Annotated in this window: 22 protein-coding genes; all 22 read left to right on the top strand. The window is 42.9% G+C overall.

Features of this window, described 5'->3' with window-relative positions; all coding sequences use genetic code 11:
* Window positions 1-8: 8 nt before the first annotated feature.
* Window positions 9-452, top strand: a complete 444-nt coding sequence (locus tag O3Q51_14580; GenBank protein MCZ4410045.1) for a hypothetical protein — start codon at window positions 9-11, stop codon at window positions 450-452.
* 211 nt (window positions 453-663) lie between these two features.
* On the top strand, window positions 664-1,866 hold the full coding sequence (locus O3Q51_14575) for a T9SS type A sorting domain-containing protein (GenBank protein MCZ4410044.1): 1,203 nt from the start codon (window positions 664-666) through the stop codon (window positions 1,864-1,866).
* Between the two features lie 263 nt (window positions 1,867-2,129).
* Window positions 2,130-3,221 carry an alpha/beta hydrolase gene (locus O3Q51_14570; protein MCZ4410043.1) on the top strand — a complete coding sequence of 364 codons (1,092 nt, stop codon included), beginning with the start codon at window positions 2,130-2,132 and terminating at the stop codon, window positions 3,219-3,221.
* A gap of 12 nt (window positions 3,222-3,233) precedes the next feature.
* Window positions 3,234-3,710, top strand: a complete 477-nt coding sequence (locus O3Q51_14565) for a hypothetical protein (GenBank protein ID MCZ4410042.1) — start codon at window positions 3,234-3,236, stop codon at window positions 3,708-3,710.
* Between the two features lie 103 nt (window positions 3,711-3,813).
* Window positions 3,814-4,665: a hypothetical protein gene (locus O3Q51_14560; protein ID MCZ4410041.1), complete on the top strand. Its 852-nt coding sequence runs from the start codon at window positions 3,814-3,816 to the stop codon at window positions 4,663-4,665.
* A 50-nt stretch (window positions 4,666-4,715) separates the two neighbouring features.
* Window positions 4,716-5,273 (top strand): hypothetical protein, encoded by a 558-nt coding sequence (locus O3Q51_14555; GenBank protein ID MCZ4410040.1) that lies wholly within the window; start codon window positions 4,716-4,718, stop codon window positions 5,271-5,273.
* 574 nt (window positions 5,274-5,847) lie between these two features.
* A complete protein-coding gene (locus O3Q51_14550; protein ID MCZ4410039.1) occupies window positions 5,848-6,303 on the top strand; it encodes a hypothetical protein in 456 nt (151 codons plus the stop codon).
* Window positions 6,304-6,429: 126 nt separating this feature from the next.
* Complete coding sequence (locus tag O3Q51_14545; GenBank protein MCZ4410038.1) at window positions 6,430-6,888, top strand: hypothetical protein; 459 nt, start codon at window positions 6,430-6,432, stop codon at window positions 6,886-6,888.
* Between the two features lie 173 nt (window positions 6,889-7,061).
* Window positions 7,062-7,502, top strand: coding sequence for a potassium channel family protein (locus O3Q51_14540; GenBank protein ID MCZ4410037.1), 441 nt, complete (start codon window positions 7,062-7,064; stop codon window positions 7,500-7,502).
* Window positions 7,502-8,587 carry an HlyD family secretion protein gene (locus tag O3Q51_14535; GenBank protein ID MCZ4410036.1) on the top strand — a complete coding sequence of 362 codons (1,086 nt, stop codon included), beginning with the start codon at window positions 7,502-7,504 and terminating at the stop codon, window positions 8,585-8,587. The genes O3Q51_14540 and O3Q51_14535 overlap by 1 nt, the downstream gene beginning before the upstream one ends.
* Entirely contained in the window at window positions 8,577-9,605 is a 1,029-nt protein-coding gene (locus O3Q51_14530; protein MCZ4410035.1) for a DUF2955 domain-containing protein, read from the top strand. Before O3Q51_14535 ends, O3Q51_14530 begins: the two co-directional genes overlap by 11 nt.
* Window positions 9,598-10,977, top strand: coding sequence for an efflux transporter outer membrane subunit (locus O3Q51_14525; GenBank protein MCZ4410034.1), 1,380 nt, complete (start codon window positions 9,598-9,600; stop codon window positions 10,975-10,977). The genes O3Q51_14530 and O3Q51_14525 overlap by 8 nt, the downstream gene beginning before the upstream one ends.
* A 6-nt stretch (window positions 10,978-10,983) precedes the next feature.
* Entirely contained in the window at window positions 10,984-12,030 is a 1,047-nt protein-coding gene (locus O3Q51_14520) for an AI-2E family transporter (GenBank protein ID MCZ4410033.1), read from the top strand.
* A 285-nt stretch (window positions 12,031-12,315) separates the two neighbouring features.
* On the top strand, window positions 12,316-12,558 hold the full coding sequence (locus tag O3Q51_14515) for a hypothetical protein (GenBank protein ID MCZ4410032.1): 243 nt from the start codon (window positions 12,316-12,318) through the stop codon (window positions 12,556-12,558).
* On the top strand, window positions 12,540-12,851 hold the full coding sequence (locus O3Q51_14510; GenBank protein MCZ4410031.1) for a type II toxin-antitoxin system RelE/ParE family toxin: 312 nt from the start codon (window positions 12,540-12,542) through the stop codon (window positions 12,849-12,851). Before O3Q51_14515 ends, O3Q51_14510 begins: the two co-directional genes overlap by 19 nt.
* A gap of 232 nt (window positions 12,852-13,083) precedes the next feature.
* A complete protein-coding gene (locus O3Q51_14505; protein ID MCZ4410030.1) occupies window positions 13,084-13,665 on the top strand; it encodes a helix-turn-helix domain-containing protein in 582 nt (193 codons plus the stop codon).
* 34 nt (window positions 13,666-13,699) lie between these two features.
* Window positions 13,700-14,266 carry an integrase core domain-containing protein gene (locus O3Q51_14500; GenBank protein MCZ4410029.1) on the top strand — a complete coding sequence of 189 codons (567 nt, stop codon included), beginning with the start codon at window positions 13,700-13,702 and terminating at the stop codon, window positions 14,264-14,266.
* 111 nt (window positions 14,267-14,377) lie between these two features.
* Complete coding sequence (locus O3Q51_14495) at window positions 14,378-14,896, top strand: Crp/Fnr family transcriptional regulator (GenBank protein ID MCZ4410028.1); 519 nt, start codon at window positions 14,378-14,380, stop codon at window positions 14,894-14,896.
* 88 nt (window positions 14,897-14,984) lie between these two features.
* Complete coding sequence (locus tag O3Q51_14490) at window positions 14,985-15,515, top strand: YceI family protein (protein ID MCZ4410027.1); 531 nt, start codon at window positions 14,985-14,987, stop codon at window positions 15,513-15,515.
* Between the two features lie 6 nt (window positions 15,516-15,521).
* Window positions 15,522-15,923: a hypothetical protein gene (locus tag O3Q51_14485; GenBank protein ID MCZ4410026.1), complete on the top strand. Its 402-nt coding sequence runs from the start codon at window positions 15,522-15,524 to the stop codon at window positions 15,921-15,923.
* A 3-nt stretch (window positions 15,924-15,926) separates the two neighbouring features.
* Window positions 15,927-16,334, top strand: a complete 408-nt coding sequence (locus tag O3Q51_14480) for a DoxX family protein (protein ID MCZ4410025.1) — start codon at window positions 15,927-15,929, stop codon at window positions 16,332-16,334.
* Window positions 16,335-16,363: 29 nt separating this feature from the next.
* The gene (locus O3Q51_14475) at window positions 16,364-17,335 is read left to right on the top strand and encodes a VOC family protein (GenBank protein MCZ4410024.1); all 972 of its coding nucleotides are present in this window, start codon (window positions 16,364-16,366) and stop codon (window positions 17,333-17,335) included.
* The last annotated feature ends 173 nt before the right edge of the window (window positions 17,336-17,508 follow it).

Raw genomic sequence — 17,508 nt, 5'->3', positions numbered from 1 at the left:
CAATAGAAATGATGGGACAAACAGAAAAGAAAAAGCTCAATATTCAAACTATCGTAGGCCTCATAGCCGGTGGAATAATATTTATTTTGGTTCAACAGTTTTTCTTCAAACCACCTTCTTATGATCAAGTCATGATGCAAGCAGCAAGCGAGATCAATAAATCTTGCCCCATAATGGTGGATCAAGAAACCAGGCTTGACAATGCCGTAGCTCTGCCTGAAAATATATTTCAGTACAACTACACTTTGGTGAACATGGAAAAGGCGACTACAGACATCGGCCAATTGGAAACATACTTAAGACCAACTTTGATAAACAACGTAAGGACAAATCCCGATATGAAAATAAATAGGGATAACGAAACGACAATGAGTTATTACTACAAGGATAAACATGGTGAATTCCTGTTTAAAATTTTAGTAACTCCTGACTTATACGCCGCCAATAAATAGGAACAACACTTGTCCCCTTTTCAATGTGAGAGGTGTAAGCCAATAACGAGCTGATTAAAACGCTCCAAATTGTACTTGAAGTCCGGATTTTTATGTCCCAATTATAATGGAATATTGAACATCAAGGGGCTCTTAGAGTTTCAATCTAGGTTTTCTTTGGTTTTATGCCGTATGAAAAAGAATAATAGCTTTGAGCAAAACACATGATTTTATGAAAAAACTTATACTATTCTACGCGCTTCTTTTATCTGCAAACTTGATGTTTGCACAGACATGGGAGCCAATGGCTTCATTGCCGGGAGGTCCTTTGGACGCTCGCCATCATCCCATTACCTTTTCTGTTGATGGATACGGGTATCTTCTCGCGGGTGCTGTGAATGGTATGCCATCCGATGACTTTATGCGGTATGAAGCATCGACTGATTCTTGGGAAACTCTTCCTGACTTTCCCGGTGCTCCTCGTAGCTTCTCATACGCCACCTCGCGAGGAACCAAAGCATATGTGGGCTTTGGCGGAGCTGTTGGAGTGGCTTTCGATGACCTTTGGGAGTATGATACTGAAACAGAAGAATGGACACAATTGGCCGACTGTCCGTGCCAACCACGCTACCACCCTGCCTTTATCCAATTGGATGATAAGATCTACATCGGTTTAGGAAACAACCCAACCAACTTAGACGATTGGTGGGAGTATGACATCCCTACAGATACTTGGACGCAAAAAGACGATTTGCCAGGACCAGAGAGACACCACCCTTTTTATTTCGGTATTGATGGTATCGCTTACGTTGGCTTTGGCCATGGAAATAATGTGAACAACAACGTCAATATTTTGAACGACTTCTACAAGTTTGATCCTGCAACGGATGAGTGGACACAACTGAACGACTTCCCCGGTGAGGCTCGTGTAGCAGGTACTCAATTTGATTACAACGGAAAAGGATATGTACTAAGTGGTGACGGGGATAATCACTCATTTATGCCGCAAGGCGAGTTTTGGGAATATGAGCCTGAAACCGATGAGTGGACTGAATTGACCTCGCACCCCGGGAGTAGTCGCTGGGCGCCGGGTAACTTCATCATTGACAACTATGTCTACTTTATGTGTGGTCTCAGTAACGTGCAATTGGAAAGTGATATGATGCGATTCGAGCTGGAACCTATCGTTACCTCAGTGCGTGACGAGGCGGCTGAGTCTGTAGGTGTTTTTCCCAATCCGGCAGAAAGCTTCATCAATATTGATGCTGACATCACCGAATTTTCTGAAATACGCTTGGTAAATAGCTATGGACAGAGTGTGCGAACAGTCAACCGCAAACAGATTAATTTGGAAGATCTACCGGGAGGAATGTATTTCCTGCAGTTTTTCAAAGAAGATTTGATCGCTACATCCAAGATTATGGTGATCCGTTAATCCCCCATCGCCCAACAGCGGTGAACTCTATTTGAAGCCACGCGGTAAATCGCGTGGCTTTTTTATTTCCCTTTTCGACTTACCAAAAGGTAGTTCCTTCCTGACCTTTTAACGCTTATCCTCCATCGCTTCAGGACAAAGCGGTTTTTTCTATTTTTGGAAATGAGCCACCGATTGGAAGGATATCCATCTTTGAAATGTGCAATAGAAGTGGATCGCGTTGTAGACTAATTGGCTTCCATACAAACCTCAAGACACAAATTATGAAAGCATTAAAAAAAGTCGGGAAGTGGTTGCTCTACATGATTGGTGGAGTTGTAGCTTTTGCAGTGGTCGTGCTTATCACCATAAGAATCAACAGTTCTGGGGAAGAGGAACCCTTTCTGGATGAGGATGGAGAAATAGTCGCAAATAGTATCGCAATTCACGAAAATATTGATGTCAATGGAGTTCCTCAGCGGATCACCATAAGAGGAAGAGATGTCAGCAACCCCATATTACTGCGAGTACATGGAGGACCGGGAAGTGCCGTACCACCCGTTATTTCCAGAATCAATGGATTTGATTTAGAAGATCTATTTACCGTTTGCTATTGGGAGCAGCGTGGCGCTGGAATAGCTTACACGACTGACATTCCTGATTCAACGATTACGCTCAACCAAATTGTAAGTGACGGACTTTTGGTTACTGATTATCTCAGAAAGAAATTTGACAAGGAGAAGATCTTCATTGAAGGCTCCTCATGGGGCACGGCTGTAAGCGCCTTTATGGTTCAGGAAAATCCTGAGTTTTTCCATGCGTATATCGGGATAGGCCAAATGGCCAATCAGCCTTTATCAGAAAAACTATCCTATGATTTTGCCATGACGCAAGCTCAAAGCCAAAATGATACTGTTTCTATCAGACAATTGAATAAAATAGGACGACCACCTTATCCGAACAAATCAAATGAAGAAATGGCAGAGGCTTGCAATGTGCAGCGAACCGTTGTAACGAAATACGAAAGGCCTAGAATCAATGCGGACTTTAGCGGTATTAAAGCGCTCTTATTGGACAACAGCATGACCTTCGACGAGAAGCTAAGCCCCAATCAAGATGTTCCCGCGTTTCGGTTATTGTGGCCTACATGCTTTCAAATAAATCTCATGAGAGATATTCCCAAATGGGAAATACCTGTTTACATCATGCATGGCGACAATGACCACTTTACGGAAACTTCATTGGCCAAAGCCTATTTTGATTCGCTGGAGGCTCCATCAAAAGAATGGTTCCTCTTTGAAGATGCCACTCATCCCGTGCAGTTTGAGTATCCCGAGAAATACCGTTCGATCTATATTGATGAAATACTACGGTAATAAGATTGAACAATGAGTAAACCGCCAAAAAATTTCCGCAGATCCTTGAGTGCCCTGCTTGTGCTGATGGCAGTTGCCCTTATCCTCGACTTCGTCTTGCCCGGGAGGGTAATAACCAGTGAAATCGTCAAGGTAGAAAGAGAGCGGCAGCACTATTACAATGCAGGCGGAAACCACCACTTTTCATACAAAGTCGTTACGAGTGAACATCAATTTAACGTTGAAGAAGACTTTGCCAAATCATTGGCTCAGAATGACGAAAAAATCGAATACTCAGTCTCATGGATATTCAAAGAAATAAACCGCTATCGATTGGTCTCTTCTCAAAACAGTTCTTTTTCGTCCTTGAGATTTGTATCGGGAATCGTCATTCCATTGCTGACTCTGGTTTCTATGTTCATCGCGTATCGATCTAAAAAAGACATCGGCACCTTGGTTTTTGTCCTTCAAGCGCTCTTGGTGGCAGATTTGGTGTTTGTTTTGCTGTAGATCAAAGAAGCGGTGTTGTCATCAAATCATCAATAGACTATTCACGGTAGTAAAACGAAGAAATAATCAAACACATACCTTTGCAACCCAACAGCAGCATGTTATGATCAGAATACTATCTATTGTCTTTACCGTTTTTTCGTTAAGCGCGTTTGGACAGAAAAGTCCGACCGAAAAGGCCCGGCCAATTGTCGAAGAAGGAAAACTCCTCTATAAGTCTGAAATGGCCTCTTGGTACGGCACCGATCTATTCATTGCAAAATACTCCAACCGATCCAATATCGGAGGCTACTTTTCTTACTCTGAAGGCGATACCATTAAGTGCATCTTCTTCGCTTCAGCTGAAGATCCGACGGTAATCGGAACCGTTTCTTTCGATAGCACTTACAATGTGAATACGGCTCCGGTAGATCTGGATGAACGAGACTTTACACCAACTGAAAAGGACCTCTATGAAATTAGAAAGCTAGCCTTAATTGATCTTCAGAAAAACGAGGATGAGTTCTATCAATTTTATCAGAACACCAACCCGAATTTTATTCCGCTGATCAATGGAGATGAGAAAAAAGTATACATCCTGACAGGCCCCACTCAAAACGGTGTGGTCATATTCGGAAATGATTATTTGCTGGAGTTTGACTCTACCAATAAATTGAAATCGAAGAACATGTTGCACCGCAACCTCATACCCATCGAGTATGGCAACTTACCCAATGGAGCGAAATCAGAAATCGCGATGCACAGCCACACCAAAGAAACGGGAGAGTTCATTACCGCCACTGATATCTGCACCCTCATGCTTTACTCCGAGTTTGCCGGTTGGAAATCGCACAATGTTATCTCCGAAAAGTACATGAACACGTGGAATTGTGAAACGAATGAATTGATTGTCGTTCCGATGAACGAAATTGAAAAAATCAACAAGGATCAAAAGAAGCGCGAAAAGAAGAAGTGAAAGTTCAAGACATGCCGGAGCGTGTTATCCTTTTGCTGTAAAGCATAAAAATGAAAATCCACCTAAATAGTTGGCTTAAGACTGGTGAAATAGGCCCGCTTAAATGGGGTGACAGTAAAAACGACATTCTTAACGTTTTCCCGGAATGGAAGACATTTTTTGAAGAAAGTAATAAATTAAAATGTCCATATTTACTTGTTGACGATATTGAGTTTTATTTTGAAGAGAATGAGTTTAGAGAGTTAAACTTAATAGTGATTGGAGTTTGGCACTTTTATCGTGATTATAAGTCTGACTTTTTTAGTCATGATTGGATAAGGCATAATTTGAATATTCCTTCAGTTCGTCAAATATTGAAGAAGCTGAACTTCAACTTTGAAGAGGCCTGGATTGAAGATTGGCAAAGTCACTACATTATGCCAAATAGAAATGTGCGACTTGCATTTGGCGACACTGATTATGATGGATTTGATGAAAATAAAACTGCCTTACAGAAAATCTTCATATCACCAATAGCATTGACAGAAAAGGAAATAACAGAGAAGAAAATAAAAATAACGCTTTACAACAATACCAAGAAAACATCCTCTTCGGGACGCGTTTCTTAGCTTAGCGTTGTAGCTCATTGGAAGTATGACAAAACCGTTGACCGTAATTCTGGTATTTATTCTGCTAACCTCTTTTGGAGGATATCGTCAACAAAGTAATTGTGCGGTTAACATCTCATATATTGGACTGCCCAATCCAGTAACAATCAACTATTTTATAACTAATAAAGAATTGAGATTATTCGAGACTGTCTATGTTTCAAATTCTGACATAGTAAAGGCTCGAAATAAGCATACGTACAGAAATATCGATAATTCAACTCTCATTGAATTTATCGAAGGAGTTATTTGGGATACGATTCCAACGAACTTAATAACGCCTACCCTTGATGGAGATCAATTCGACATTGAAATTGAAATTAGGAATGAAATGTATCATTTTAGACTAGACAATACATATCACCCCATATTCGATAGTTTATTGACGATTTGTAATGAACTTATACCTCGGGAAAAGGTCAGGAATGAATACAAGATAAATTACTCAAAATAAAAATACACGCTACAACAACTATTAGGAAATCATGCCCTTGGGGCCACGTTTCTTGGCAAAACCGTTCAGCCTCATCAACAAATGAAAGAACCACTGTTTTTCATCCTCTGCATTGCATTTTGCCTTAGACTCGAGGCGCAAGTGGCGAATGAAATCAGAGAAGATCATGAACTCGGGAAAGCGTATGTTTTTGAAGCGGTAGCCGACTCAATCAAGTATGAGTTGGAATTCATACAAACAAGTTTTATCGGTAGTGATGGAATTAAAGCAACATTCGTCTTCACGTCGCTAAGTTCAAAAACAGGAAAAACTAAAACGATTGGTGGCGACTTGGCATGCTTTAGGGTACCCGATATTCTCCTGACGGCCGAGGATGGACACACCTACAATCCCAAGACCTGCACTTACTACAAAGACAATTTGGAATACATAGTTGAACTTGATGAATCCGAGACGGGCTATCCCGCAGCCAGACTCACCATAGCCGAACCATCCAATAGTCAAACACTCAAAACAATAGAGTTCTGGATAAAATGAAGCGCTTATCAACTCTACTCCTATTCTTTAGCTTGCCCGCTCGCTCCTCGGGGTATGTCATCCCGAGGTAATATCCCCCAATTTTGACATGCCCGTAATTCCTCTAAATTTGGCAAAAACGAATAAATGGGAAAAGGCAAATTGAAAAAGAAACAGATTGAGAACACCATTTCCAATCACCAGCAATTTTTCAATCGACTCATCGTCGCAGTTTTGGTGGACCTGGTCGTGCTTGGGCTATTCAACGAATTCTGGGAGCTTGTGGTTATTGACTTATTTAGTATTGCCCTAGTTGCAGCATTATTGCTTCAGGTGCTGCTAAAACTAACCTTGGTTATTGAGCATAAGGTGGCAGCCTACTTCAATAAAAAATCGGGGGTAATGCCGAAAGTCATGCGCTTTGTTTCTGCCTGGGCCATCTTGTTTGTTTCCAAGCTCCTCATCTTAGAGGTGATCAACTATGCATTCGGAGAACACGTTCAGTTTTTAGGACCATGGCACGGAGTTGTCGCCTTTATCGTGGTGGTCATTGGTATTCTGGTTGCGGAAGGCATTGTCAGAAAGATCTATAAAGCTCTGGCCTAGAATTGAGGTCTGACAAACAAGCGGGAACTGACTTAAACGAGCAAAAAGGGAGTACTGGTTTTGATTCTTTCGTTTGAAATGAATGCGCAGTGTCCGTTCTTTGCCGAGTCTTTGCCCTTACATTATCCATCAAAACCCTAGCAAAGTCCCTTGAAATTTAGAGTTTTGCGGTTATGCTTTTCTACATTCTATGCATCAGCTTCATCATCATTACCATCAACCTGTTGATTCAGGGTTTTGGGAATGTAATCTGGATTAGAAAAATCGCAGTATCCAAAAGCGAAAATCAAGCGGTGACGAATGGGGCAATTGTCAGAGTGCTAATCTTGTCCATGATGTTTTTTACACTCATTCATGCCATCCACGCCTTGGTATGGGCGACTTGTTATTACCTTATACCCGAAACCTCAGGTCAGTTTGAAAGCTTCACGGAAGCCGTCTATTTTTCAATGGTGACTTTTACCACCCTGGGTTATGGTGAAATTACATTGGTATCAGATTGGCGCTTGCTCTCGGGATTAGAAGCCATCAATGGAATCATGCTGATAGGCTGGTCTACGGCCATGATGTATTCGCTCATTCAGAATATCTACAAGAAAATAAAAGTGGTATAATGGCTAAATCGGAAAAGAAAAAGGGACAAGCCGTAAAGAAGTTGAGCCTGCTGACGGCGGTCTTGACTTTTCTGCTCTTTGTGTGGTACGTCTCCGCCGACAGGATTACTCCCAATACAGATCAGGCGAGAGTCAAAGGACTATTGATCTCCGTTGATCCCATGGTGAATGGATACGTGACTCAGGTCAATGTAGGCTTACACACTTCCGTAAAAAAGGGAGACACGCTGTTTCAAGTCGACCCAAAGCCCTATGAAATTGCGGTAGCAATGGCAGAAAGCGATCTTGAAAAAGTCACCCAAAACATTACTGCCGGGGTATCTGCCATACAATCGGCTACGGCATCGGTCAGCAAAGCAAAGGTCTCGCTGGAAAGAGCCACAAAAAACTGGACACGTACGCAGAAAGTGATCGCCCAAAACGAAGGCGCCCTTTCCGAAGCAGATAAAGACCGGTCGGAAGCATCGTATCTAAACGCGATCGAACAGGTAAAGTCGACGCAAGCCAGACTGGACAAGGAGCTGGCCGCCCTCGGCCCTACCGATGAGAACAATCCCGATGTAAAATCGGTGCTGAATAGATTGGAAAAAGCCCAATGGGACCTCGAGCATACCGCTATCATCGCCCCATCTGATGGTGTGATTGAAAGCTTCAATGTGGAAGTCGGGTATTATGCCGGTGCGGGAAAATCGATGGTGACCTTGATTTCGAACAGCAACCTCTGGATTCAAGCCGACTTGAAGGAAAACAACATCTCCAACATTTCCATCGGCGATGAAGTGGACGTGATATTTGACATTGAGCCCGGAGAGGTCTTTCAGGGAAAAGTAGCGAGCATCGCCTATGGTGTGAGCACGGATCAAACAAACCCCGGAAGTCTACCACAGATCAACTCCACGCAGGGATGGCTGAGAGACCCGCAGCGCTTTCCCGTGATTATCGAAATAGAAAACGAGGCCATTCTAAAGAAACTAAGGCAAGGGAGTCAGGCCGAAATAGTGGTGTACACGGGCGACAACTGGTTGCTCAACTTTCTGGCAAGCGTCCGCATCAATGTGCTATCATACTTATCTTATGTCAGGTAGGGTGAAATCATTTTACAGGGATCTTATGGAGCACACGCCGCTACTGCGCTGTGTGTTTGGCGTTACTCTGGCGCTGGTCGGATCTACGACCTTGGGATACATGATTCCTCACATGACCGCCATCTTTGCGCTTATCCTCTTAGCTCCCGAGAAAAAACCCTTGGGGTTAAAAACCGAGGTGATCGTTGTTTTCGGTCTCGGCGTACTTGGGTTTTTTGGCAGCATCATTGGCAAGCACCTCATTGACTATCCCTTGGTGGTGCTGCCTATCTTGGGCTTATCCATTTTTTGGTCTTTTCGCTTGGTCAAAATACCCGAAGCCATCCGCTTGCTGTTTTTGATGTTGGCCGTTTTACTGCCTTTTATCAGCCTTAAGGCGAATGCGCTGGGAAGCCTTGTATTGTCATCCATGCTGTTCAATTTGATCATGGCCATCGTGGTCGTGCGCATTGCCTACCTGCTCTTCCCCTTCACGCAAGCTGAGGACTCCACAGCCGACAAGAAAGAGACCAAGGCTTTTGAAAACATGAACTTGGAGCGAATGGCATTGAACGGCCTGATCGTCGTTTTTCCCGTGGTCACCTTGGTTTACTTCTTCGATATCTCGGTGGCCTTGATCACGCTGGTATTTATTGTCATACTCAGCTTCGACCCCTTCATTTATCAATCGAAAAAAGGAGTAGCCATCTTAGCGGCCAATGTCGTTGGCGGATTGATCGGGGTGCTGGTGTACAATCTCTTGGTCATTAGTCCGAGTTATTTGCTGTACATCTTCTTGATCATCAATGTGGCTTTTTACTTTGCCCCCAAGATTTATTCGGGCAAGCCAATCGCTCCCATCTTTAAGACCAGCTTCAATACCTTTTTTGTGGTGATGGGTGTCATATCCACTTCATCAGACAATGCAGGCGCGATGCTTTGGGAACGTCTCCTGCAGATCGGGCTGGCGGTTATCTACGTGATCGTTGCATTCAGAGTCATCAACACCTTCAACAATCCAAAAATTCTGAATGCCTAGAGTCTATCTAAAATATGGCCTGATCCTTGGCGCTGCTCTCTGGTTTTCGTCTTGCCGAATACAGAAAGACTACGTAGCGCCGCCCGTAGAAGAAGCGGCCGATTTCCGCGATAATACCGCGGCAGACAGCAGCAGCTTTGCCGATGTATCGTGGTGGGAGATTTTTAATGACTCCACCCTGGTCAATTTGATTGACGAAGGACTGGACAGAAACTTAGCGCTACTGAATACGGTTAGCTTAATCAAGCAATCGCAGCTTCAACTGGACATTGCCAAAACACAGCTCTACCCGAGTGTCAACTACGGCGTGAGTGGCGATATTGGTGCCAACACCGCCGAATCGGGAACCACCCAAAATGCCCTTGCGGCGGCAAATGTGTCCTACACATTGGATATTTGGGGCAGAATCAGAAATCAGAACGAAGCAGCTCTGCAGGTGTATCTGGCCACAGAGATGGCCTACAACCAAGTGAAGGCCACCTTGGTTTCTCAAATTGCCACCATCTATTTTACGCTGAGGGATATCGACAATAAGATCATCATTTCAGAAAACATGCTGGGTTCCTTGACCGAATTCAGAGACATTATACAAGCTCGGTACGATGCGGGCTTTATTTCCAAAGTGGATTTGAATCAGGTCATCATCCAGCAAAAAGAAGCGGAAGTCACCCTACAAGCCTTATTCCGTGGTAGAAGACAAGTGGAAAATGCGCTAAGCATCCTATTGGCGTCAGCCCCAAAATCCATTCCCAGAGGACTTTTGCTTCAGGAACAGGTTTTCCCTTCAGAATTTCCCACGGGGGTTCCCGCGGGATTGCTGCAACGCCGTCCCTCGATATTGATAGCCGAAAGACAGCTAAGAGCACAATTGGCCATTATCGGGGCTACCGAAGCACTGCTGTACCCAAACTTTACCATCTCCTTAGATCTGGGAGCGCAATTGACCAACCCTACCCTGCTCTTCAGTTCGCTGGCGGGAAATTTAGCCGGCCCGATTTTCAACAAAGGGCGCATCAAAAGCTCCATTGAATTTGAAGAAGAAAGATACATCCAACTGGTCAATCAGTACGAACAAGGCTACTTGCAGGCATTTCAAGAGGTGGAAGATGCCCTGATAGCCATTGACACCTACCGCAGGGAATACGAAATAAGGCAAGAACAATTGGATCTGGCACAGGAAGCCCTCGACTTATCTTGGGTGCGCTACAACGAAGGAGTAACCTCTTTCCTGGAATTTATCAATTTGCAGAACTCCCTATTTAGCTCCCAACTCATTGCATCCGAAAGTTATAAATTGCACCTTGAGTCCGTCGTAAGATTATACTTGGCCTTGGGAGGCGGATGGCCAAATGAAAACCAACCACAGAATTAAATACCCATGAAAAGTTCCTTGAACATCACTTCCGTCATCAGGCTGGCAGTCTTAGCACTACTCGTCCTCTGGGCGTTTTTTATCGTCACCCCTTTTATCGGGGCCTTGACTTGGGCCTTGATATTGGCAGTAGCCATCTATCCGTTTTTCCAAAAATTGGTGAACAAAGCCGGAGAGAAACGCAAAAAGATGGTGACCACGATTTTTACCCTTGTTACGGTGGCCATTCTGGCGGTTCCCTCCTACTACATCTTCAGCTCGGTGCTCGAATCTACCACTGCCGTGGTCGAACAGTTCAGGGAAGGCACCTTGGTAGTGCCACCTCCCACAGAACAGGTGAAGGAGTGGCCTCTGGGCGATAAAATATACGGAGCCTGGGATAAGGCTTCTACAGACCTCAAGGCTTTTGCCTTTGCGCATCAAGATTTCATTACCGAAAAAGCAGGTGGGATCATCAACAGCTTCTTAGGAATTATGGGAACGCTGGTGCTGTTTATCGTCTCCTTGCTTATCGCGGTGGCCTTTATGTACAATGCCGATGGGGCTTATACTACCTCGCTAAAACTGGCCAATAAGTTGGTAGGCAAAGATGGCATGGAAGTCTTGATCATGTCGCGCAATACCATCAGAAGTGTGGTCAAGGGCATTCTCTTGGTGGCCATTATTCAATCGGTATTGAGTTTCGTCGGTTTTCAACTCATTGGCTTACCCGCCCCGGGTGTGTTTGCCATCGTTGTCTTGTTTGCCGCTATTGTGCAAGTACCGGTCACCATCGTGGTGATCCCTGCCATCATCTTGGCGTTTTCCCTTTCGGACAATACGACCTACACCATCATCTTTACCGTTTATATCGTCATCGTATCGCTATTGGACAATTTCCTAAAGCCCATACTACTGGCCAAGGGATTGCAAACCCCCACCATCATCATCTTTCTTGGTGCCATCGGGGGCGTTCTTCTTCACGGCATTGTCGGCTTATTTGTGGGTACGGTTGTTTTGGCGCTCACCCATCGATTCTACCTCTACTGGGTCAATAGCCCCGAAGAGGGTTAGGATTGCGGAGCTTGCAGAGAGCAATTCGCTATCTGACTTTTCACGTTTTATGCAAAACTGCTTCTGTTTGAAGCGGTTTTTTCTTTAGATTGAGGAATGACCAGAGCCGATTAGAAGGAGTGAGATTTTTCTAGGGATGTTTTGGGAGAGGGATTAGTAAGGGCGATGTTGAAAGTCGATTAGCCCATAAGCTGAATAACACACACTAGTGCGTATTATACGATTGTTGTGCAGCATTTGAAGAACTCGTGATAAAAGTGGATATTTAGGGGAAATAAGAAAGTCATGGCAGCAGTTGACAAAATAAGAAGTCAGTTAATCGATAAGATATTGGCAATTAAGAACAAAGATTTTTTAGAAGCGCTGGATAAGCTCGTCGCATCAAGTAGTTCAACGTCTGACCTTGTGGAACTCACTGCCGAACAGAAAGAAATGCTCGAAATGAGCGACGACGACATAGAAAGTGGTCGCCTCATTTCACAGGAAGCGATGAATAAACGGAATCTTGAATGGCTAAACGGGCAGTAGTTTGGACGAGAACTGCGGACATTCAATTTGTCGGAATTCTTCAATTCTGGGTCGAAAAGAATAAATCTAATTCATACTCCAAAAGGCTGATGAGTTTGGTATCCGACCGAACGAAGCAAATAGCCAAGAACCCATTTCTGTATAAATCAGCGGACTTCAAGGATACGCGTGTCGCATCACTCGGACATTTCAGTATCTACTACAAAGTATTCGATGACAGAATAATCGTGACAGCATTTTGGGACAACCGTCAAGACCCTAAAAAACTACTTAACATCCTGAAAAATAAATAAAAACGCTGCACAACATCACCTAAGAACACATGCGGAATCTCGTTAAAATGAAGATGATTACCTTTAATTTTAATCACGTCTTAGGTGAAAGATTTTCGGTTTTTAAAACCGCACGTTTCTTAGCCAGAGCGTTGGGGTGCATTGGGTACGTTAAAGGGACATAGTTTACAGAGTTAAAGGCACATGGTTTACACTTTTTTAGGGGGTAATTTGAGGTCAAAATCAGATTACCATGCCTTGGAAAGTAAGTACAACAATGGAACAAAAGATTGAATTTATCTGTGAATGGCGTACGGGAAAGTATACGATCACAGAACTATGTCGGAGCTTTGAGATCTCCAGGCCAACCGCTTATCGACTCATTGATCGGTTCGAAAAATTGGGATTTGAAGGTCTCAAAGAGCAGTCGCGATCTCCTCAAAATCATCCTAATTCTACACCTGAAAATATTGTAGAAAGTATCCTTAAGCTCAAAGGAAAACACAAGCTCTGGGGAGCGAAGAAAATCCGCATTTTGTTGTTTAACGAGTTTACTGAGGAACAAATCCCATCGGTGGTCACGGTACATAATATCCTCAAGAAAAATAGCCTGGTGTGCCCGCAAAAAAGAATGCGAAGAGTCAAGCCGATCTTTCCCATATTCGATCCAAAAAAGTGCAATGAAGTTTGGAGTGCTGACTACAAAGGAAAGTTCTTAATGGGTAACAAAATCTACTGCCATCCACTCACCATTGCAGACTCTAAAAGCCGTTTTTTTGTTTACCGCAAAAGGTCATTATCACGAAAATATAAAGTCAGCAAAGGCAGAGTTTAAAAGGGTTTTTAGGAAATACGGCATCCCGCAACAGATGCACACCGACAACGGAAGCCCCTTTGGATCCGTGCGTGCCATTCAACGCTTTACGCAGCTCTCATATTGGTTCATCGAGCTCGGAATTAAGCCTGTATTTTCCGATCCTGCGCACCCCGAACAAAACGGTAGACATGAACGGATGCACCGCGATTTAAAGGCTGCTTGCGCCAAACCTTCTGCCTACGATTTGAAAGCTCAACAGAGGAGATTAAATCACTTTGTGAAAGAGTATAATCACATTCGACCCCATGAAGCACTGGACATGAAAACACCCGCTCACATGCATGATTTTTCCACCAGGCCATTCCCCGAAAGGATACCCGATTTTGACTACGACTCCACATACAAAATATTGAAAGTTACCCGCAACGGAGCCATCAGATGGAAGACCTATTACTGGGTCTATTTAACAGCAGCTTTGAAGGGAAAATATGTCGGTTTGGAAGACAGCGGTAACGGAATTTGGAAAGCGTATTACCGAGACGTATTTTTAGGTTTCTTTGATGAAAGACATCTTAGAAGTAAAGAATCATCAACAAGGTTAGAGACTAATTTAGTGTAAACCCTAATCTTTAACTTGTGTAAAGCATGTGCCTTTACGAACATTAAAAGAAACCAAATACGAGGAAGCTCAATAAGATATAAGCAATAAAAAAATCTTTATTTTACTTCTATGGATTTTGAAGAAGAAGTCAACTCAATTAAAGTAAAGCGCGGTGAAGTTTTGCATGGCGCAGGAAACATAAGCAAAATGGCTTTTAAAGTGGAAAGCGGTTGTCTAAAAAGCTATGTGCTCGATAACTCAGGAAAAGAACACATCATTCAATTTGCCCCCGAAAATTGGCTCATTTCAGACATGGCCAGTTTTTTTAATCAAGAACCCTCCAAAATATTTATTGAAGCCATCGAGGACTCTAACCTTCAAGTTTTTTCTCATGATGCTTATTCTGATTTAGAAAAATTGAATGATCGCTTTATTCTTGAAATGAATCATAAACTGCGTAACAGTTTAATAGCCAGTAATAAGCGGCTCATCGCCCTGCTAAGTGCCACAGCTGAGCAACGGTATATTGAGTTCACCCAAACGTACCCAATGCTTGTACAGCGTTTGCCATTGAAACTGATTGCCTCTTACATTGGCATTACCCCCGAATATTTGAGTGAGATCAGGCGTAAACTCGCAGGAAAATAGCTCTGCTTTCATTTCTTAAGGTAGCTTAAGTTTTAATTATTGGGATCGCCTGAAATTTGTGACCTAAATAATTCTAAAACAATAAGAAATGAAAACAACAAAATTTTTACTGGCTTCAATGGCAATCATAGTCTTATCAGCATTTACCATCAAAACATCTGTTGATTGGAAAATTAGTGAAGGTTATTCGGTCAAATTCTCAGGAACTGACGCAGAAGGGATTTTCAAAGACCTTGAAGGTGATGTGAAATTTGATAATGCAAACCCTGAAAACTCATCCTTTTCGTTTACTGTAGCCGTTAATTCAATTAATACGGGAAAGGGCATGAAGAACAAACATGCCATTAGTGACAAGTGGTTTGATGCAGATAAGTACCCAAACATAACCTTCAAGTCTAGCTCAGTTTCAAAAGAAGGAGATGCATACAAAGTGACTGGCATTATGAGTATACATGGGGTGTCAAAAGAAATGACAATACCTTTTGCATTCAATGAGAATTCGTTTTCATCCAAATTTTCTGTCAACCGACTGGACTTTGGTGTTGGAACCATGAAGGGAATGTCTAAGAAGGTATCCAATGAAATTAAGCTCGATGTGACTATCCCTGTCACCAAATAAGTTGCCATGAATAGAAAACACCTTTTGTGGCACGGAATCATTTCCAGTGCATTTGCGAGTATAGCTGGCGTTGTATACTTTGAGATTTATCAATATCTCATGTTAACTGAATTCAACTCAGTAGTAAACTGGGGTTCAATAATAGGTGCGAGCACAATGGGTTGTTTGCTGATGACCTTGGGCTATTGGGGGTTTCTAAAATTTAAACTTAACCGATTTATGGGTTGGTTAAATATTATTTACGCTACTCTTTCATTCGCAAGCATCATAGGCGCAATGGATGCTTCACTTCCTTTAGATCTAGATTTCCCTGAACTCTTTCCAGGACTTGTAGTACCCATGCACTTCTTTCCGGCTCTAGCCTTTTTCACTTTTCAACCTTTTTTTCAAATCACTAAATCAATTTAAGAAATGACAACTACTCAAAAGAACAAGACAATGCACATCATTCTTTGGGTGTTTCAAGGACTTTTTGCAGCTTTATTTATCATGGCAGGTCTGACTAAACTATTTCAACCGATAGAAGCAATGGCCGAATCGATGCCATGGGTATTAGACGTTCCAGAAGGATTAGTGCGCTTCATTGGTATCAGTGAGTTTTTAGGAGGAATCGGATTGGTACTTCCTTCATTACTGCGCATCAAACCAGCGTTGAGCGTTTGGGCATCTGTGGGGCTGACTGCAGTTATGGTTTTTGCAGCCATATTCCATGCTTCAAGAGGTGAGTTTCCAGCCATAGGGGCCAATGCCCTGTTCATCTTATTCTTAGGCTTTATCGCCTGGGGAAGATCTAAGAAAGCACCAATTACTGCTAAATAAAATTAAAGCAATTACAAACGTTATATAATATGCAGCGCAATGACTTTATGAAGGCAATATTGGGTAGCGCATCATTGATAGCAATGGATGGTTTTTCATCCATTGCTTATTCTCTTTCAAGCATGAATACACAGTTAGACAAAACAGGCAGGTATGCCACATTCGGGGCCATACATCTCAACATAACTAAGTTAGACAAAAGCATAGGTTTTTACACCGAACTGGTCGGAATGAAGATAAGAGCTCGTTCTGAAAAATCTGCAGAGCTTGGCACAGAATCAAAGACCCTCATCGTAGTTCACGAAACGGCTACAGCCCAGTTTAAAAAAGGCTACAGTGGACTTTACCATTTCGCAATTCACGCACCTAACACACGTGAGTTTGCCAATATGGTGAAACGCGTATTTGACAAAAAATATCCAAGTTCTCCCGTTGATCACACCATGTCGAAATCGCTCTATTTAGATGACCCAGATGGCATCAATGTCGAGTTCACACTGGAAACTCCCGAGCGTTTTAAACGCGTAGTAACGGAGCACGGACTTAGCATAGAAGATATGGACGGGAATATTCGCAGTGCTTCGGCTCAATTGGACTTGAATGAAGTTCTCTCGCACGCTGATAATTCGATACCTAATAACATCATTGATAAAGACACCTATCTAGGTCATATTCATCTCTATGCAAACAATGTCGAAGAGTCTAATTCCTTCTATCAAAAAATTGGATTTGAATCTTTCAACTTCCTACCCCAGTTCATGTATGCCGATGTAGGAGCTGGCGGTTCTTACAAACATCGAATAGCCATGAACTCTTGGCATGGCCAGAATAGACCCTTAGCACCGATTGAAAATGCTGGCATGAGGCATTTTCACATCATTTTCGATAGCAAGGAACGTCTGGACATGGCCATTATGAATGCTCCTGATATTACTGAAAAAGATGGAGAATATTGGCTGATTGATCCAACTGGAAATAAATTCTGTTTGACACATCTTTAGGCTTTACTCAAATTCTACAGGTCATCGCATAGAGAAAAAACGAACTTCGGAAACTTATAACCAATGCCTTGCGGGACACTGCCCATGCCTTGGTATTTTGTATCGAAATAATTTTCATCGAAAACTGGAGATGTGGTGTGCCTTTCCTGATCTCTTGTGAATTTTCATTCCTT

The sequence above is a fragment of the Cryomorphaceae bacterium 1068 genome (genome assembly GCA_027214385.1).
In the GTDB taxonomy this organism is placed as follows: Bacteria; Bacteroidota; Bacteroidia; order Flavobacteriales_D; family Cryomorphaceae; genus JAKVAV01.
Note: the sequence above shows the minus strand (reverse complement) of the source record. Positions and strands in the feature narration are given on the sequence as shown.

Excerpts from the sequence above, each read along its gene's own strand:
- O3Q51_14580 (MCZ4410045.1), top strand. The coding sequence starts at position 9 with ATGATGGGACAAACAGAAAAGAAAAAGCTCAATATTCAAACTATCGTA.
- O3Q51_14575 (MCZ4410044.1), top strand. The coding sequence starts at position 664 with ATGAAAAAACTTATACTATTCTACGCGCTTCTTTTATCTGCAAACTTG.
- O3Q51_14570 (MCZ4410043.1), top strand. The coding sequence starts at position 2,130 with ATGAAAGCATTAAAAAAAGTCGGGAAGTGGTTGCTCTACATGATTGGT.
- O3Q51_14565 (MCZ4410042.1), top strand. The coding sequence starts at position 3,234 with ATGAGTAAACCGCCAAAAAATTTCCGCAGATCCTTGAGTGCCCTGCTT.
- O3Q51_14560 (MCZ4410041.1), top strand. The coding sequence starts at position 3,814 with ATGATCAGAATACTATCTATTGTCTTTACCGTTTTTTCGTTAAGCGCG.
- O3Q51_14555 (MCZ4410040.1), top strand. The coding sequence starts at position 4,716 with ATGAAAATCCACCTAAATAGTTGGCTTAAGACTGGTGAAATAGGCCCG.
- O3Q51_14550 (MCZ4410039.1), top strand. The coding sequence starts at position 5,848 with ATGAAAGAACCACTGTTTTTCATCCTCTGCATTGCATTTTGCCTTAGA.
- O3Q51_14545 (MCZ4410038.1), top strand. The coding sequence starts at position 6,430 with ATGGGAAAAGGCAAATTGAAAAAGAAACAGATTGAGAACACCATTTCC.
- O3Q51_14540 (MCZ4410037.1), top strand. The coding sequence starts at position 7,062 with ATGCTTTTCTACATTCTATGCATCAGCTTCATCATCATTACCATCAAC.
- O3Q51_14535 (MCZ4410036.1), top strand. The coding sequence starts at position 7,502 with ATGGCTAAATCGGAAAAGAAAAAGGGACAAGCCGTAAAGAAGTTGAGC.
- O3Q51_14530 (MCZ4410035.1), top strand. The coding sequence starts at position 8,577 with ATGTCAGGTAGGGTGAAATCATTTTACAGGGATCTTATGGAGCACACG.
- O3Q51_14525 (MCZ4410034.1), top strand. The coding sequence starts at position 9,598 with ATGCCTAGAGTCTATCTAAAATATGGCCTGATCCTTGGCGCTGCTCTC.
- O3Q51_14520 (MCZ4410033.1), top strand. The coding sequence starts at position 10,984 with ATGAAAAGTTCCTTGAACATCACTTCCGTCATCAGGCTGGCAGTCTTA.
- O3Q51_14515 (MCZ4410032.1), top strand. The coding sequence starts at position 12,316 with ATGGCAGCAGTTGACAAAATAAGAAGTCAGTTAATCGATAAGATATTG.
- O3Q51_14510 (MCZ4410031.1), top strand. The coding sequence starts at position 12,540 with ATGGCTAAACGGGCAGTAGTTTGGACGAGAACTGCGGACATTCAATTT.
- O3Q51_14505 (MCZ4410030.1), top strand. The coding sequence starts at position 13,084 with ATGCCTTGGAAAGTAAGTACAACAATGGAACAAAAGATTGAATTTATC.
- O3Q51_14500 (MCZ4410029.1), top strand. The coding sequence starts at position 13,700 with ATGCACACCGACAACGGAAGCCCCTTTGGATCCGTGCGTGCCATTCAA.
- O3Q51_14495 (MCZ4410028.1), top strand. The coding sequence starts at position 14,378 with ATGGATTTTGAAGAAGAAGTCAACTCAATTAAAGTAAAGCGCGGTGAA.
- O3Q51_14490 (MCZ4410027.1), top strand. The coding sequence starts at position 14,985 with ATGAAAACAACAAAATTTTTACTGGCTTCAATGGCAATCATAGTCTTA.
- O3Q51_14485 (MCZ4410026.1), top strand. The coding sequence starts at position 15,522 with ATGAATAGAAAACACCTTTTGTGGCACGGAATCATTTCCAGTGCATTT.
- O3Q51_14480 (MCZ4410025.1), top strand. The coding sequence starts at position 15,927 with ATGACAACTACTCAAAAGAACAAGACAATGCACATCATTCTTTGGGTG.
- O3Q51_14475 (MCZ4410024.1), top strand. The coding sequence starts at position 16,364 with ATGCAGCGCAATGACTTTATGAAGGCAATATTGGGTAGCGCATCATTG.